Origin of the sequence: Pseudomonas sp. HAR-UPW-AIA-41, from assembly GCF_002304225.1 — a bacterium.
Classification (GTDB): Bacteria; Pseudomonadota; Gammaproteobacteria; order Pseudomonadales; family Pseudomonadaceae; genus Aquipseudomonas.
The window spans coordinates 166,043-182,360 of record NZ_NSLB01000001.1; the positions used below are offsets into that span (position 1 = coordinate 166,043).

A 16,318-nucleotide genomic window follows, 5' to 3' on the forward strand; every position below is an offset into this window, starting at 1 on the left:
TCGTTATCGGGAAAGACTGGCGCAGAGTAGTCAGGCCCGCCCCTTCAGGGCAACCGGCTCAAAGCCGTGTGAGCTCCGGCTGTTGCTGGAGTGTGCGGTTGAACACTTCGACCCAGTGAGCGCTGAACTGGCGTCCGGCCTGGTTGTTGATTTCCAGAATGGCGCGCAGTCGTGGGCGTTTGCTCAGGGTCTGGTGGGCACGCTCGTGAGTCCGGGCATCGAAAGTGTCGGCAATCGCCAGAATCAGCGCGCCCGGCACAATCTCCGCTTCGTTGTGGCCCTTGGGATAACCATTGCCGTCGGCGTGTTCCTGATGCTGCAGGATGATTTCGGCTGCGGCCTGCCATTGCGGGAGGCGCCGCAGCAGGTCGTAGCCCAGGCGGGGGTGGCTCTGTACCTGGCGGCGCTCTTCGCGACTGAGGCGTTCCTGTTTGTGCAGCAGGCTGAGTGGCAGGAATGCCATGCCCAGATCATGCAGGCAAATGGCGGCAGCCAGTTGCGCGGGCTCTGCCGGGTGTCCGCCGAGGTGATTCATGGCCAGAGCCAGGGCCAGCAGGCGCAAGCCGCGTCCCTGCCAGTAGTGCGAACGCTTTTCGCTGGCCTGCATCAGTTCGATGAAGAAGGCCATGTCCTCGTCCAGCGGGATGCCGTGTCGAGCCAGGATCTGCTGGCAGTCGGGCGGGCTCTGGGCGGGAGACGCTGGCTGCAGGGGGGTAGAGGGATCAAGTTGTTGAAGCAGCAGGTGGCGCAGTTCGTCCTGACGTCCTGCCGGAGCGCCGGCCAGGGCGTGCAGGGCCTGACAGAAACTGCCGATCTGGGCGCTGGAAAGACCGCTGGGCGCACCGCCGAACGCCTCGCGCAGCAACGCGCGCAGCTGATCGAGGCTCAGAAGCAGGATATCGCCCAGAATGCTGTCGAACTGCAGTTGACCGTCACGCAGGCCCGCCAGTACGTCCTCCATGGCCTGGGGCAGGGGCGTCAGTTGCGGCAGGCCAACCACGCCAAGGTTGCCCTTTACCGTGTGCAGCAGACGGAACAGCTGGCGCAGTCGCTCGCGGTCCTGAGGATGCTGCTCCAGCTCTATCAGCAGTTGCTCGCAACGGGGCAGTTGTTCGGAGGACTCCAGGCGGAATTCCTCGAGCAGTTCGGCCGATGTGTCGGCTGATGGATTCAGGGCCATGACAGCGCTCCGGCGACAGTGAAAACTGAGTATAGGAGAGCTGCCGGCCGGCGGCTGCAAGTGCCCGGCCTTTCAGTCTATAATCCGCGACTTTGTCCAGGCAGGTGGCTTGGACATCAGGTATTTAGCGGGATTTGTGGGAAAGCAGCGATGCCAATCTACGAATATCAATGCAGTGCCTGCGGTCATCAACTGGAAGCCATTCAGAAATTCAGTGATGCCCCGCTGGTCGATTGCCCGGCCTGCCAGGCGGCAGGTTTGAAGAAGCTGTTGTCCGTGCCCGGCTTTCGCCTGAAAGGTGGCGGCTGGTACGAGACCGACTTCAAGACCGGGGCGAAGAAAAACCTGGCTGGCAGCGATAGCGCGCCGGCCTGTCCGGCCGGTGGCTGTGGAGCGGCCGGCGGATGTGGTGCCGGCGAATAAGCGGCCCTGACGACTTAAAGACTAACGAGAAGCGAACGACGATCATGATGCGCAGCCACTATTGCGGCCAGTTGAACGAGAGCCTGGACGGCCAGGAAATCACCCTTTGCGGTTGGGTGCACCGCCGCCGTGACCATGGCGGGGTGATCTTCCTCGACATCCGCGACCGCGAGGGTCTGGCTCAGGTGGTGTTCGATCCGGATCGCGCCGAGACTTTCGCCAAGGCTGACCGTGTGCGCAGCGAGTACGTGGTCAAGATCACCGGCAAGGTGCGTCTGCGTCCGGCTGGTGCGGTCAATCCGAACATGGCTTCCGGCGCCATTGAAGTGCTGGGTTATGAGCTGGATGTGCTCAACGAAGCCGAGACTCCGCCCTTCCCGCTCAACGAATACACCGACGTTGGCGAGGAAACCCGCCTGCGCTACCGCTTCATCGATCTGCGTCGCCCGGAAATGGCCGAGAAGCTCAAGCTGCGCTCGCGCATCACCTCGAGCATCCGTCGCTACCTCGACGAGAACGGCTTCCTCGACGTCGAGACGCCGATTCTGACCCGCGCCACGCCGGAAGGTGCCCGTGACTACCTGGTGCCGAGCCGCACCCACGCCGGCAGCTTCTTTGCTCTGCCGCAGTCGCCGCAGCTGTTCAAGCAGCTGCTGATGGTGGCCGGCTTCGACCGCTACTACCAGATCGCCAAGTGCTTCCGTGACGAGGACCTGCGTGCCGACCGTCAGCCGGAATTCACCCAGATCGACATCGAGACCAGCTTCCTCGATGAGAAAGACATCATGGACATCACCGAGACCATGGTGCGCAACCTGTTCAAGGAAGTGCTGGACGTCGAGTTCGGCGAGCTGCCGCACATGACCCTGGCCGAAGCCATGCGTCGCTTCGGTTCGGACAAGCCGGACCTGCGCATTCCGCTGGAACTGGTGGATGTGGAAGATCAGCTCAAGGACGTCGAGTTCAAGGTATTTGCCGGCCCGGCCAACGACCCGAAATGCCGCGTCACCGCGCTGCGCGTACCGGGCGGTGCGAGCATGCCGCGCAAGCAGATCGACGATTACACCAAATTCGTCGGCATCTACGGCGCCAAGGGCCTGGCCTATATCAAGGTCAACGAGCGTGCGGCCGGCGTTGACGGCCTGCAGTCGCCGATCGTCAAGAACATCCCGCTGGACAACATTAATGTCATCCTCGACCGCGTTGGCGCTGTCGATGGCGATATCGTGTTCTTCGGTGCCGACAAGGCCAAGATCGTTTCCGAGGCTCTGGGCGCGCTGCGTATCAAGCTGGGCCATGACCTCAATCTGCTGACCTGCGAGTGGGCCCCGCTGTGGGTGGTCGACTTCCCAATGTTCGAGGAAAACGACGACGGCAGCCTGACGGCCATGCACCACCCGTTCACCGCGCCCAGCTGCACCCCGGAAGAGCTGGAAGCCAATCCGGCCGCCGCGCTGTCGCGTGCCTATGACATGGTGCTCAACGGCACCGAGCTGGGTGGCGGTTCGATCCGTATCCACGACAAGGCCATGCAGCAGACCGTGTTCCGCGTACTGGGCATCAGCGAGGAAGAGCAGGAAGAGAAGTTTGGCTTCCTCCTTGATGCGCTCAAGTACGGTGCGCCGCCCCATGGTGGTCTGGCCTTCGGCCTGGATCGCCTGGTCATGCTGATGACCGGTGCCAGCTCGATCCGCGAAGTGATTGCCTTCCCGAAAACCCAGAGCGCGGCCTGCGTCATGACTCAGGCACCGGGTGTGGTGGACAACAAGGCGCTGCGCGAGCTGCATATTCGCCTGCGCGAGCAAGCCAAGGCCGAATAAGCCGACACAAGAAGCCTGGTTATCCAGGCTTCTTCGTTATGGGTTGTCGATAAAGTACAAACGCAACAATCGGAGTGAGTTATGGCTGGTCATTCCAAATGGGCCAACATTAAGCACCGCAAAGGGCGCCAGGACGCCAAGCGCGGCAAGATTTTCACCAAGCTGATTCGCGAGCTGACCGTGGCCGCCAAGCATGGCGGTGGCGTGCCGGCGGATAACCCGCGCCTGCGTCTGGCCGTGGACAAGGCGCTGACCGCCAACATGTCCCGCGACGTGATCGACCGGGCGATTGCCCGCGGTGCCGGTAACGATGCTGCCGACAACGTCATCGAGCTGAGCTATGAAGGCTACGCGCCAAGCGGTGTGGCTATCATCGTCGAGGCCATGACCGACAACCGCAACCGCACCGCGGCGGCTGTGCGCCATGCCTTTACCAAGTGCGGCGGCAATCTGGGCACCGATGGTTCGGTGGCCTACATGTTCGACCGCAAGGGGCAGATCAGCTTCGCGCCGGGCGTCAACGAAGATGCCCTGATGGAAGCTGCGCTGGAGGCTGGTGCCGATGATGTTGAAATGGGCGAAGACGGTTCCGCGCTGGTGTCCACGAGTTTTGCCGAGTTTCTTGCGGTCAATGAAGCGCTGACGGCGGCTGGTTTCAAGGGCGAAGAGGCAGAGATTGCCATGATTCCGTCGATCATGGCTCCGATCACCGATCTGGAAACCGCGAAAAAGGTGATGAAGCTGATTGATATGCTCGAAGACCTCGATGATGTGCAGGAGGTCTATCACAACGCGGAAATCCCGGACGAGATCATGGCTCAGCTGGACTGATCCTCGCGTTAACGCGAAAAGCCGGAATCGCTCGCGCGCTTCCGGCTTTTTTATATCAGCGCCACTCCGTATACTGGCGGCTGGATAAATAGACAGTATGTCGACCTCGGTCGGCAATGGAGCGCGCGGCGGCATGACCCTGATCCTCGGCATCGATCCCGGCTCGCGCATTACCGGTTACGGCGTGGTTCGTGATACCGGGCGCAGCTGTGAGTATGTCGCTTCCGGTTGTATCCGTACCGGGGAGGGCGCCTTGCCCGAGCGGCTACAGGCCGTCTTTCGCGGTGTCAGCGAGGTGATCCGCCTGCATGGTCCGGTGACCATGGGCATCGAACAGGTGTTCATGGCCAAGAATGCCGATTCGGCGCTCAAGCTGGGTCAAGCCCGTGGTGCGGCGATTGTGGCCGGTATCGAGGCGGGGCTGGATGTCAGCGAATACACCGCGACCCAGGTCAAACAGGCGATTGCCGGTACCGGCGGCGCCGACAAGCAGCAGGTACAGCTGATGGTCATGCACCTGCTCAAACTGGTACAGAAACCGCAGATCGATGCCTCCGATGCCCTGGCCATTGCCCTCTGCCATGCCCATCATCGGCAGAGTCTGATTCCCCACGGCCTTGCCGGCGCCAAGCGCCGTGCCGGCCGTCTGCGCCTGTGATGACGAAGGAAACCTGAAGTGATTGGACGCCTGCGCGGCACCCTGGCCGAGAAACATCCCCCGTTCCTGATCCTCGATGTCGGCGGTGTCGGCTACGAAGTCGAAGTGCCGATGACCACGCTCTACCGCCTGCCATCGGTCGGCGAGCCGCTGACCCTGCACACCCATCTGGTGGTGCGTGAGGACGCCCAACTGCTCTACGGCTTTGCCGAAAAGCGTGAGCGCGAGTTCTTCCGCGAGCTGATCCGTCTCAATGGCGTGGGCCCCAAGCTGGCGCTGGCGCTGATGTCCGGGCTGGAGGTCGATGAACTGGTGCGCTGCGTACAGGCCGGCGACACCTCGACCCTGGTCAAGGTGCCGGGGGTCGGCAAGAAAACCGCCGAGCGTCTGTTGGTGGAACTCAAGGACCGCTTCAAGGCCTGGGAAACCCTGCCGGGCATGACAGGTCTGGTGATTGAACCGAGTAGTGTTTCGCCGGTCTCAAGTGCCGAGAGTGATGCGCTGAGCGCCCTGATATCCCTGGGCTACAAGCCGCAGGAGGCCAGCCGCGCGGTGGCGGCGGTGAAGGAAGATGGCCTCTCCAGTGAAGAAATGATCCGTCGAGCCCTCAAGGGAATGCTCTAAGTGATAGACGCCGACCGCCTGATAACCGCCAGCAGCCGCGACCGCGACGAACAGATCGACCGGGCCATCCGGCCGTTGCGACTGGCCGAGTACATCGGTCAGCCCAGTGTGCGCGAGCAGATGGAGCTGTTCATCCAGGCCGCGCGCGGACGCCGGGAGGCGCTGGATCACACCCTTATTTTCGGCCCGCCGGGGCTGGGCAAGACCACCCTGGCCAATATCATCGCCCAGGAAATGGGCGTGGCGATCAAGAGCACGTCCGGGCCGGTACTGGAGCGTCCGGGGGATCTGGCTGCCTTGCTGACCAATCTGGAAGCCGGCGATGTGCTTTTTGTCGATGAAATTCATCGTCTGTCGCCGATTGTCGAAGAAGTGCTGTATCCGGCCATGGAAGATTTCCAGCTCGACATCATGATCGGTGAGGGGCCGGCGGCGCGTTCGATCAAGCTGGATCTGCCGCCGTTCACCCTGGTGGGCGCCACCACCCGCGCCGGCATGCTGACCAATCCGCTACGCGACCGCTTCGGCATCGTCCAGCGCCTGGAGTTCTACAGCACCGCCGATCTGGCCACCATCGTCAGTCGCTCTGCCGGCATTCTCGGTCTGGCCATTGATGAGCAGGGCGCGGTGGAAATCGCCCGCCGTGCGCGCGGCACGCCGCGCATTGCCAACCGTCTGCTGCGCCGTGTGCGGGATTTCGCCGAGGTACGCGGCAGTGGGCATATCAGCCGGCAGATCGCCGATCAGGCGCTCAATCTGCTGGATGTCGACGAGCACGGCTTCGATCATCTCGACCGTCGCCTGCTGCTGGCCATGATCGACAAGTTCGATGGCGGCCCGGTAGGCATCGACAGCCTGGCGGCGGCCATCAGCGAAGAGCGCGGGACCATTGAGGATGTGCTGGAACCCTATCTGATCCAGCAGGGCTATATCATGCGCACGCCGCGCGGACGGGTGGTGACACGCCATGCCTACCTGCATTTCGGGCTGAATGTGCCCAAGCGGCTGGGCGAGTCGTCGACGCCAGATCTGTTCGGGGGCGACGAATGACAAACAAATTGTCGAAATCGCCGATTGGCAAGCGAAGGGGCTGGCACTAGAGTATGCGCGCGCCGAAAGAGGGTGGGCCGTTCAGCATTCGTCTGCGGGTCTACTACGAGGACACCGATGCCGGGGGCATCGTCTACTACGTCAACTACCTCAAGTTCATGGAGCGTGCTCGCACCGAGTGCCTGCGCGCTCAGGGCTATTCCCAGGCACAACTGGCGAGCGAGGTGTTGTTCGTCGTGCACAGTGCCGAGGCGCGCTACCATGCGCCGGCCAGGCTGGATGACGAGCTGGCGGTAACGGCCGAAGTAATTGAGTTAAACCGTGCCAGCCTGCGCTTTCGTCAACAGGTGAGGCGGGTAACGGATGATGCGCTGCTCTGCGAAGGGCAGTTCGTGGTGGCCTGTGTCAGGGCCGAGAATTTGAAGCCGCAGGTGATACCGGCGGCATTGCGTGCGGCTTTTGCCGCCGTACAGAGCATGTCAGCAGGAGATTGAGTGTGGAAGTGACCGCCGCAACTGCAGCAACTGCAGCCGCAGACCATATGTCGATGTGGAGCCTGATCAGCAACGCCAGCCTCGTGGTGCAGCTGGTGATGCTTGCCCTGGTGGCCGCCTCGGTTACCTCATGGGTGATGATTTTCCAGCGCAGCACCATGCTGCGCGCCGCCAAGCGCGCACTGGACAACTTCGAGGAGCGTTTCTGGTCGGGCATCGATCTGTCCAAGCTGTACCGCCAGGCTGGCAGCAACCCGGATCCGGACTCCGGTGTCGAGCAGATCTTCCGCGCCGGTTTCAAGGAGTTCTCCCGTCTGCGTCAGCAGCCGGGCGTCGAGGCCGATGCGGTGATGGATGGCGTCAACCGCGCCATGCGCGTGGCCATCTCCCGTGAGGAAGAGAAGCTGGAAACCGGTCTGCCGTTTCTTGCCACTGTCGGTTCCACCAGCCCGTATGTCGGTCTGTTCGGTACCGTGTGGGGCATCATGAACTCCTTCCGCGGTTTGGCCCAGGTGCAGCAGGCCACCCTGGCCACTGTGGCGCCGGGTATTGCTGAGGCGCTGATTGCCACGGCTATCGGCCTGTTTGCGGCCATTCCGGCGGTTATCGCCTACAACCGTTTCGCCGCGCGCGGCGAGATGCTGATCGGCCGCTATTACACCTTCGCCGACGAGTTCCAGGCGATCCTGCATCGCAAAGTGCATTCCAGCGAAGACTGAGGCGACGACAGCAGATGGCCAGGATTCGTCAGAGACGCAAACCGCACGCGGAAATGAACGTGGTGCCTTACATCGACGTGATGTTGGTGCTGCTGGTCATTTTCATGGTGACCGCGCCGATGCTCAATCAGGGGGTCAAGGTTGACCTGCCCAAGGTCTCGAGCGAGGCGCTGCCGCAGGACAACAACTCCCGCGTGCTGACCATCTCGATCAAGGCCGACCAGAGCTACTTCTGGAACATGGGCGAGGAGGTCGATACAGATCAGGGCAAGCAGAGCGAAACCGCGACCGAACTGCCTGCGTTGATCAACACCGTGCGCGCGATCATGGCGCAGAACAGCAGCCAGGGTAAGCCGGTGCAGGTGTTCGTGCGTGGCGACAAACGTGTGCCCTATGAAGCAGTGATGAAGGTCATGGGCGGTCTGCAGCAGGCCGGCGTGGCCAATGTCGGGCTGATCACCGAGGCCCCTTGATGCATCAGCAACGCGAGAGTTCTCCCTCGGAAAGCTACTTCTGGCCTGTCGTCTGGGCTGTGGCGCTGCACGCGCTGATGTTCGTCATGCTGTTCGTCAGTTTCGCCTTCACGCCTGAGCTGCCACCGGCACGGCCGATCGTGCAGACCACGCTGTACCAGCTCAAATCCCAGAGTCAGGCGACCACGCAGACCAACCAGAAAATCGCCGGCGAGGCCAAGAAAACCTCGGCACCTAGCCATCAGGTCGAGCAGCTGGAAACCAAGAAGGTCGAGCAGGAAAAGCAGGCGGCCGCCGAAGCGGTGAAGAAGAAAGCCGAGCAGGCCAAAGCTGCCGAGCAGAAGAAAGCTGCCGAACAGAAGGCGGCTGAGCAGAAGAAGGTTGAGCAGGCGGCGATCGCCAAGAAGAAAGCTGAAGACGAGAAGAAGAAAAAGGCAGCGGAAGAGGCCAAGAAAAAGGCCGAAGCCGAGAAGAAAAAGAAGGCCGAGGAAGCCAAGAAGAAGGCTGCTGCCGAGGAAGCCAAGAAAAGGGCCGCCCAGCAGGCTGCGCGCAAGGCCGCCGAGGATAAGAAGGCGCAGGCGCTGGCTGATCTGCTCTCGGACGATACCCAGTATCAGCAGGCGCAGGCTGACACCGTTGGTGATCAGGTTGCCGGCAGTCTCGACGATCTGATTATCCGTCTGGTCAGTGAGCAGTGGCAGCGTCCGCCGTCGGCACGCAACGGCATGAGTGTCGAAGTGCTGATCGAGATGCTGCCCGATGGCACCGTCAGCAATGCCAGCGTGACCCGTTCCAGCGGCGATGCCCCGTTCGATAGCTCGGCGGTGGCGGCGGTGCGCAACGTTGGTCGCATTCCTGAAATGCAACAGCTGGATGGTGCAACCTTCAATGCGATGTATCGTCAGCGTCGAATGATTTTCAAACCGGAGGATTTGGCTCTGTGAATACCTTGATTCGTATCGCCCTGCTGGGCCTGAGCTTGCTGGTCGGTGCCGTCCAGGCAGCCGATCCGCTGCTGATCACCGCCGGTAGCGACCGCGCCACGCCTATCGCCGTGGTGCCGTTCGGCTGGCAGGGCGGCAGCGTGCTGCCGCAGGACATGGCCGAGATCATCGGCAATGACCTGTACAACACCGGCATGTATGCCCCGATCCCGCGGCAGAACATGATCAGTCTGCCGACGTCGCCGGCCGAGATCATCTACCGCGACTGGCAGGCCCTGGGAGCCCAGTACGTGATGATCGGCAATATCACTCCGGCCGGTGGTCGCCTGCAGGTGCAGTTCGCCCTGTTCAACGTGGCCACCCAGCAGCAGGTGATGGCCGGCAGCGTCAGCGGCGGCACCGATCAGCTGCGCGACATGGCTCACTACGTGGCGGATCAGGGCTTCGAAAAGCTCACCGGCATCAAGGGTTCCTTCTCCACCAAACTGCTGTTCGTGACCGCCGAGCGTTTTGGTGTGAACAACACCCGTTACACCCTGCAGCGTGCCGACTATGACGGCGCCCGTGGTGTGACCCTGCTGCAGTCGCGTGAGCCGATCCTGTCGCCGCGCTATGCGCCGGATGGTCGTCGCATCGCCTATGTGTCTTTCGAGCAGCGCCGTCCGCGCGTGTTCATTCAGCACGTGGACACCGGCCGTCGCGAGCAGGTGACCAACTTCGAGGGCCTCAACGGCGCGCCGGCCTGGTCGCCGGATGGCACCCGGCTGGCTTTCGTCCTGTCCAAGGACGGCAACCCGGAAATCTACGTGATGGATGTGGCCAGCCGTCAGCTGCGTCGCGCCACCAATCACATGGCCATCGATACCGAGCCGTTCTGGGGCAAGGATGGTCAGACCATCTACTTCACCTCCGACCGCGCCGGCAAGCCGCAGATCTACAAGCTGAACCTGGCCAGCGGCGCTACCGAGCGGGTTACCTTCACCGGCAACTACAACGCCAACCCGAAGCTTTCGGCTGACGAAAAGGCGCTGGTGATGGTGCATCGCCAGGACGGTTACACCAACTTCAAGGTGGCCGTGCAGGACCTGCAAACCGGGCGTTTGCGCATCCTCTCCGAGACCAGTCTGGACGAGTCGCCCACTGTCGCCCCCAATGGCGTCATGGTAATCTACGCCACCCGTCAGCAGGGCCGTGGCGTACTCATGTTGGCTTCCGCCAATGGTCGAGTTCGCGTGCCTCTGCCCGTGGCCCAAGGTGAGGTCAGAGAACCTTCCTGGTCCCCTTATTTGAATTAATGCCTGTAAAACCTGACTTCCTTTAGGAGTTCCACAATGGAAATGCTGAAATTTGGCAAATTTGCGCCCTGAGCCTGGCCCTGGCTGTTGCAGTTGGCTGTTCCTCCAAGAACGGTGACGAGAATGGCGACGGCGCCATCGACCCGAACGCTGGCTACAACGCCAACGGCAACGGTCTGGACGCTGGCCTGGCTGATGAAGCTGCTCTGCGCGCCATCACCACTTTCTACTTCGAGTACGACAGCTCCGACCTGAAGCCGGAAGCCATGCGCGCTCTGGACGTTCACGCCAAGGACCTGAAAGGCAACGGCGCTCGCGTCGTTCTGGAAGGCCACGCTGACGAGCGCGGCACCCGTGAGTACAACATGGCTCTGGGCGAGCGTCGTGCCAGCGCCGTTCAGCGCTACCTGGTTCTGCAGGGCGTTTCCCCGGCTCAGCTGGAACTGGTTTCCTACGGCGAAGAGCGTCCGGTTGCTACCGGCAGCGACGACCAGTCCTGGGCTCAGAACCGTCGCGTAGAGCTGCGCAAGTAAGATGCGTAGTCGCCGTCTCCTGACTCTGATGGCTCTCGCCCTGCCGCTCGCGGCAGTGGCCGAGGTTCCGGTGATCGACAGCAGCAATGCCGGCTACGGCAGCAGCTATCCGCCGGCAGGTTACGGGACGGCGGGCGCCTACGCTGGAGGCGGGGCTCAGGCCCCGGCTTCGGCGCAGAGCGAGCTGTTCATGCAGTTGCAGCAGATGCAGGCAGAGATTGCCCAGCTGCGCGGCATGGTCGAGGAACAGCAGAACGAGATCCAGCGCCTCAAGCAGGAAGGTCTGGACCGTTACAAGGATCTTGACGCACGTTTAGCCGGTGGTGCCGCAGGTGCGCCCGCCGCTCAGAATTCCCCCGCAGCTGGCGCCATCAATGCCGCCACTGCTCCGGTAGCGCCGGCAGGCCAACAGCCTGTGGCCGCTGCCCCTGGCGACCCCGCCAAGGAAAAACTCTACTACGAGGCCGCCTTTGATCTGATCAAGGCCAAGGACTTCGACAAGGCCAGTCAGGCCTTTACCGCGTTCTTGCGCAAATACCCGAGCAGTCAGTACGCCGGCAATGCGCAGTACTGGCTGGGCGAGGTGAATCTGGCCAAGGGCGATCTGCAAGGCGCCGGTCAGGCGTTCGCCCGTGTCAGCGCCTCCTACCCAAGTCATGCCAAGGTGCCGGACTCGCTGTATAAGCTGGCCGATGTCGAACAGCGCCTGGGTAACAAGGACAAGGCCAAAGGCATTCTGCAGCAGGTGATTGCGCAGTTCCCCGGCAGCTCCGCCGCGCAGCTGGCTCAGCGCGACTTACAGCGTCTGTAACGCGGCTTCCGGCTGTCCTGAAACCCGCGCCTGGCGCGGGTTTTTTGTTGGCGGCGACGGGTAGTCTTCAATGCTGTGAGGGCGATTAAAATTTCACCAGTAGCGGTTTTCGTTTAGAATTCGGGCCCCTTTTTTCGCAACGGAGGCGGATGGCCTGTTTCGCTGTCACGCCCGGTGCCTTATGACTCAGACTCTTCGTATCACCGAGATTTTCTACTCGCTGCAGGGCGAGACGCGTACTTCGGGTTTGCCCACAGTATTCGTACGCCTCACCGGTTGCCCTCTGCGCTGTCAGTATTGCGATACCGCCTATGCCTTCAGTGGCGGCGAGCTGCTGGAACTCGACAGCATTCTTGAGCGTGTCGCCAGCTACAAACCCCGCTATGTTTGCGTGACGGGCGGCGAGCCGCTGGCCCAGCCCAACTGCCTGCCATTGCTGGAACGTCTGTGCGATGCCGGTTACCAGGTCTCCCTGGAAACCAGCGGCGCGCTGGATGTCGCGGGCGTTGATCCGCGGGTGAGCAAGGTGGTTGATCTGAAGACGCCCGGCTCGGAGGAGGTGGGGCGCAACCGCTACGAGAATATCGAACTGCTGACCAGCAATGATCAGGTCAAGTTCGTCATCTGTTCGCGTGAGGATTACGACTGGGCGGTTTCCAAGTTGATCCAGTACGGTCTCGATCAGCGTGCCGGCGAGGTGCTGTTTTCGCCCAGTCACCAGCAGGTCAGTGCCCGCCAGTTGGCCGACTGGGTGATTGCCGACAACCTGCCGGTGCGCATGCAGCTGCAGCTGCACAAGATTCTCTGGAACGATGAGCCCGGACACTGAGGAGTTGCGCATGAGCGAGAAGAAAGCCGTCATCCTGCTGTCCGGTGGCCTGGATTCGGCCACGGTGGTCGCTATGGCCAAGGCCGAAGGCTACCAGTGCTACAGCATGAGCTTTGACTATGGTCAGCGCCATCGTGTTGAGCTGCAGGCCGCCGAGCGTGTGGCACAGCAGCTGGGTGTGATTGAGCACAAGGTGGTGGGCCTGAACCTCAACGGCATCGGCGGATCGGCCCTGACCGATCTGAACATCGACGTCCCGGAGGCGCCATCGGAGGGCATTCCGGTCACCTATGTGCCAGCGCGCAACACCGTGTTCCTGGCCCTCGCGCTGGGGTGGGCCGAGGTGCTGGAAGCGCAGGACATCTTTATCGGCGTGAATGCCGTGGATTACTCCGGTTATCCAGATTGTCGTCCCGAGTTCATTGAGGCCTTCGAGCGTATGGCCAATCTGGCCACCAAGGCCGGGGTCGAGGGTGAGGGGTTCCGCATTCGCGCGCCGCTGCAGTATCTGTCCAAGGCACAGATCATTCAGGCTGGCCTGGCCAACGGAGTGGACTATGCTTTGACAGTGTCCTGCTACCAGGCCGACGGGGAGGGCCGCGCCTGTGGCAAGTGCGACAGTTGCCGCCTGCGCGCCGAAGGCTTTGCCAATGCGGGTGTGGCGGATCCGACACGGTATTTCTAGTTTTTTCTCGCGGGGTGTTGATTTCTTCTTAGAAATCAGTATTATGCGCACCGCATTGGGTCGTTAGCTCAGTCGGTAGAGCAGTTGGCTTTTAACCAATTGGTCGTAGGTTCGAATCCTACACGACCCACCAAATCGCAAAAGCCAGTCGAGAGACTGGCTTTTTTTATGCCTCGAAAAAGTCCGGTGATGCCTTGTCCGCCAGCGTGTCGCGACCTCGCACCGCCCTGAGGTGGCCGAGGCCGATGGTATACTCGCCACTTGCCAACCCGCGCCTGCAGGTCTGATCAAAATGACGCATATTTCCGAACGTCTCCTGGTTCAAGCCCACCTCGATGCCAAGCAGCCTGTGCCGCTGACGCCCGAGCAGGAGGCCTTCTACCGCAGTGAAATCGCCGCCGAGCTGAAGAAGCAGAATGCCGTGCTGGTGGCGCACTACTACTGCGATCCGGTGATTCAGGCGCTGGCCGAAGAAACCGGCGGCTGCGTTTCCGATTCCCTGGAGATGGCGCGCTTCGGCAGTCAGCATCAGGCGCAGACGCTGATCGTTGCCGGGGTCAAGTTCATGGGCGAGACGGCGAAGATTCTCAACCCGGAAAAGCGTGTGCTGATGCCGACGCTGGAGGCGACCTGTTCGCTGGATCTGGGTTGCCCGGTGGAGGAGTTCTCGGCCTTCTGCGACCTGCATCCGGAGCGCACGGTGGTGGTGTATGCCAACACCTCGGCAGCGGTGAAGGCTCGGGCTGACTGGGTGGTAACTTCCAGTTGCGCGCTGGAAATCGTCGAAAGCCTGATGGATAACGGCGAGAAAATTCTCTGGGCGCCCGATCAGCACCTGGGTCGCTACATTCAGCGCGAGACGGGTGCTGACATGCTGTTGTGGGACGGTGCCTGTATCGTCCATGAGGAGTTCAAGGCCAAGCAGCTGGCCGATATGAAGGCGCTCTATCCGGATGCAGCGATTCTGGTACACCCCGAGTCGCCGGAAGCGGTCATCGAACTGGCCGATGCGGTGGGCTCTACCAGTCAACTGATCAAGGCGGCGCAGACGCTGCCGAACAAGAAATTCATTGTCGCCACCGACCGCGGCATCTTCTACAAGATGCAGCAGCTGTGTCCGGACAAGGAGTTCGTTGAGGCGCCAACCGCCGGTAACGGCGCTGCCTGCCGCAGTTGTGCGCATTGTCCGTGGATGGCCATGAACACACTGGAACGTACGCTGCAGTGCCTGCGTGAGGGTAGCAATGAAATCTTCGTGGATGCCGCGCTGATCCCCAAGGCGGTCAAGCCGCTCAAGCGCATGCTGGATTTCACTCAGGCATTGCGCCTGCAGCAGAGTGGCAACGCCTGAGGCATTTCAGGCAGAAAAAAGCCCGGCCTAGGCCGGGCTTTTTTATGGATGCGCTTAACGCATCATCTTCTTCACTTCGCGCTGCTCTTCAATGAACTGCTGCTGCCGCGCGTCGATGCGTGAGGCCAGTGGGAAGTTGTTGACGCTGGCCTTGCGCTTGGCCAGATCCAGCTGCTCGATGGCCTGGTCGTAGTCGCCAACCAGTGCGAAGAATTCGCCGCGAGCCTGGTGCAGGCCGATGATGTTGCCGTCCAGGCCGCGCACTTCCGCTACCTGATACCAAATGTCCGGATCGTTGGGGCGGTCACTGACCAGTTGGTTGAGGACCTGCTCGGCGTCCTTGGCCTTGTTTTGCTTGAGCAGCAGCTCGACCTGGGCCTGGCGCACGGGGTAGTTGCCCGGATAGCGGCTGCTCAGCGTCTTCAGTCGAGCCTGGGCGTCGCCAAGGCGAGCGGCCGCCAGATCCAGGTCAACCATCGACAGGTTGTAGATCAGCTCATTGGGCGATTTTTTCAGCAGTTGCTGCAGGTGGCTGCGCGCTTCGTCCAGCTGGCCGCCCTTGATCTGTGCCAGCGCCAGGCCATAGCGCGCCGGCTCCGAGTTGGGGTGCTCGTCCAGTACGGCGCGGAAACGCTTGGCGGTCATGCCGGGCGTGGTTTCGTACTGCAGGGCCACGCGGCTGCGAATCAGCTGGTATTGCAGGCTGTTGTTGCGGCCGCCCTCAGGGTACAACTCGGCGCGGTTGCGGGTGTCGGCGATGCGGCTTTCGGTCACCGGGTGGGTCATGAGGAATTCAGGTGGCTTGCTGTCGTAGCGGTACTGACGCATCAGGCGCTCGAACATGCTTGGCATGGCGCGTGGATCGTAGCCGGCCTTTTCCAGGTTGATGATGCCGATGCGGTCGGCTTCCTGCTCGTTCTGGCGGGAGAACCGACGTGACTCCTGAATGGCTGCCGCTTGGGTGGACGCGATGGCCGCGATGCCGGCGTCACCGGCGCCCGCTGCGGCGGCTACGATGCCGGCTAGCATGGCGGCCATCATCGGGATTTGCATGCGCTTCTGGGCTTCGATGCCGCGGGCAAAGTGGCGCTGCGACAGGTGCGCCAGTTCGTGGGCCATGACCGAAGCGTATTCGGCTTCGCTGCGGGCATTCAGAAGCAGGCCGCCGTTGACCCCGATAATCCCGCCGGGGGCGGCAAAGGCGTTGAGCTGCGGGCTGTCGAGGAGGATGAACTCCAGGCGGCGATCCTGCAGCTGGCTGGTTTCGGCCAGGCGATAGACGCTGGTTTCGACGAAGTCCTTGAGCAGCGGATCGGACAGTTGGGGGATCTGTCCGCGCAGCATGCTCAGCCAGGCGCGGCCCAGTTGGTGTTCCTGTTGTGGGGAGACGATCGAGGAGCTGGAGTCGCCCAGCGAAGGCAGATCGCTTGCCGTCAGTGCCGGACTGGCGAGCAGGCAGGCGAGGGACAGCAGGGTGGGGCGCAACAGTTTCATCCGTGGGCTACTCGTCAAGCGAAAGGCCTTACTTTAGCCGGCTGGCCGTGCCGCTGGCCAGTCCGGCGGGGCTTGGTTAAGCTGCGCGCCGGTCTGGAGATAGC

17 protein-coding genes, 1 tRNA gene and 1 pseudogene are annotated in these 16,318 nt (G+C 62.0%); 17 read left to right on the forward strand and 2 right to left on the reverse strand.

Annotation, left to right across the window (positions count from 1 at the left end):
- Nucleotides 1–58: 58 nt before the first annotated feature.
- A complete protein-coding gene (locus CK486_RS00755; protein ID WP_095938397.1) occupies nt 59–1,180 on the reverse strand; it encodes an HD domain-containing phosphohydrolase in 1,122 nt (373 codons plus the stop codon).
- Between the two features lie 150 nt (nt 1,181–1,330).
- Here CK486_RS00755 and CK486_RS00760 point away from each other — a divergent pair, with 150 nt between their 5' ends.
- The 17 genes and pseudogenes from CK486_RS00760 to nadA all read left to right on the forward strand — a co-directional run bounded on the left by CK486_RS00760 (nt 1,331) and on the right by nadA (nt 14,720).
- Nucleotides 1,331–1,603 carry an FmdB family zinc ribbon protein gene (locus tag CK486_RS00760; RefSeq protein WP_095938398.1) on the forward strand — a complete coding sequence of 91 codons (273 nt, stop codon included), beginning with the start codon at nt 1,331–1,333 and terminating at the stop codon, nt 1,601–1,603.
- A gap of 44 nt (nt 1,604–1,647) precedes the next feature.
- Nucleotides 1,648–3,423 carry an aspartate--tRNA ligase gene (gene aspS, locus CK486_RS00765; protein WP_095938399.1) on the forward strand — a complete coding sequence of 592 codons (1,776 nt, stop codon included), beginning with the start codon at nt 1,648–1,650 and terminating at the stop codon, nt 3,421–3,423.
- Between the two features lie 81 nt (nt 3,424–3,504).
- Nucleotides 3,505–4,254, forward strand: coding sequence for a YebC/PmpR family DNA-binding transcriptional regulator (locus CK486_RS00770; protein ID WP_095938400.1), 750 nt, complete (start codon nt 3,505–3,507; stop codon nt 4,252–4,254).
- Between the two features lie 133 nt (nt 4,255–4,387).
- Complete coding sequence (ruvC, locus tag CK486_RS00775) at nt 4,388–4,912, forward strand: crossover junction endodeoxyribonuclease RuvC (protein WP_095938401.1); 525 nt, start codon at nt 4,388–4,390, stop codon at nt 4,910–4,912.
- Nucleotides 4,913–4,930: 18 nt separating this feature from the next.
- A complete protein-coding gene (gene ruvA / locus CK486_RS00780) occupies nt 4,931–5,536 on the forward strand; it encodes a Holliday junction branch migration protein RuvA (protein ID WP_095938402.1) in 606 nt (201 codons plus the stop codon).
- Entirely contained in the window at nt 5,537–6,586 is a 1,050-nt protein-coding gene (ruvB, locus tag CK486_RS00785; protein ID WP_095938403.1) for a Holliday junction branch migration DNA helicase RuvB, read from the forward strand.
- 53 nt (nt 6,587–6,639) lie between these two features.
- On the forward strand, nt 6,640–7,080 hold the full coding sequence (gene ybgC, locus CK486_RS00790) for a tol-pal system-associated acyl-CoA thioesterase (RefSeq protein WP_095938404.1): 441 nt from the start codon (nt 6,640–6,642) through the stop codon (nt 7,078–7,080).
- A gap of 47 nt (nt 7,081–7,127) precedes the next feature.
- Complete coding sequence (gene tolQ / locus CK486_RS00795; protein WP_095938405.1) at nt 7,128–7,799, forward strand: protein TolQ; 672 nt, start codon at nt 7,128–7,130, stop codon at nt 7,797–7,799.
- 14 nt (nt 7,800–7,813) lie between these two features.
- Nucleotides 7,814–8,272 (forward strand): protein TolR, encoded by a 459-nt coding sequence (gene tolR / locus CK486_RS00800; RefSeq protein ID WP_095938406.1) that lies wholly within the window; start codon nt 7,814–7,816, stop codon nt 8,270–8,272.
- Nucleotides 8,272–9,216, forward strand: a complete 945-nt coding sequence (tolA, locus tag CK486_RS00805) for a cell envelope integrity protein TolA (RefSeq protein WP_095938407.1) — start codon at nt 8,272–8,274, stop codon at nt 9,214–9,216. Before tolR ends, tolA begins: the two co-directional genes overlap by 1 nt.
- Nucleotides 9,213–10,511 (forward strand): Tol-Pal system beta propeller repeat protein TolB, encoded by a 1,299-nt coding sequence (gene tolB, locus CK486_RS00810; RefSeq protein WP_095938408.1) that lies wholly within the window; start codon nt 9,213–9,215, stop codon nt 10,509–10,511. The genes tolA and tolB overlap by 4 nt, the downstream gene beginning before the upstream one ends.
- A gap of 36 nt (nt 10,512–10,547) precedes the next feature.
- Nucleotides 10,548–11,044: pseudogene (gene pal / locus CK486_RS00815) on the forward strand (peptidoglycan-associated lipoprotein Pal).
- 1 nt (nt 11,045) lies between these two features.
- Nucleotides 11,046–11,855 (forward strand): tol-pal system protein YbgF, encoded by an 810-nt coding sequence (gene ybgF, locus CK486_RS00820; RefSeq protein WP_095938409.1) that lies wholly within the window; start codon nt 11,046–11,048, stop codon nt 11,853–11,855.
- Between the two features lie 181 nt (nt 11,856–12,036).
- The gene (gene queE, locus CK486_RS00825; RefSeq protein WP_095938410.1) at nt 12,037–12,684 is read left to right on the forward strand and encodes a 7-carboxy-7-deazaguanine synthase QueE; all 648 of its coding nucleotides are present in this window, start codon (nt 12,037–12,039) and stop codon (nt 12,682–12,684) included.
- A gap of 10 nt (nt 12,685–12,694) precedes the next feature.
- Complete coding sequence (queC, locus tag CK486_RS00830) at nt 12,695–13,369, forward strand: 7-cyano-7-deazaguanine synthase QueC (protein ID WP_095938411.1); 675 nt, start codon at nt 12,695–12,697, stop codon at nt 13,367–13,369.
- Nucleotides 13,370–13,426: 57 nt separating this feature from the next.
- Nucleotides 13,427–13,502 (forward strand) — tRNA-Lys (locus CK486_RS00835).
- Nucleotides 13,503–13,661: 159 nt separating this feature from the next.
- Nucleotides 13,662–14,720, forward strand: coding sequence for a quinolinate synthase NadA (gene nadA / locus CK486_RS00840; protein WP_095938412.1), 1,059 nt, complete (start codon nt 13,662–13,664; stop codon nt 14,718–14,720).
- A gap of 54 nt (nt 14,721–14,774) precedes the next feature.
- Here nadA and CK486_RS00845 read toward each other — a convergent pair whose 3' ends face one another.
- A complete protein-coding gene (locus CK486_RS00845) occupies nt 14,775–16,214 on the reverse strand; it encodes a M48 family metalloprotease (RefSeq protein WP_095938413.1) in 1,440 nt (479 codons plus the stop codon).
- Nucleotides 16,215–16,318 lie beyond the last annotated feature (104 nt).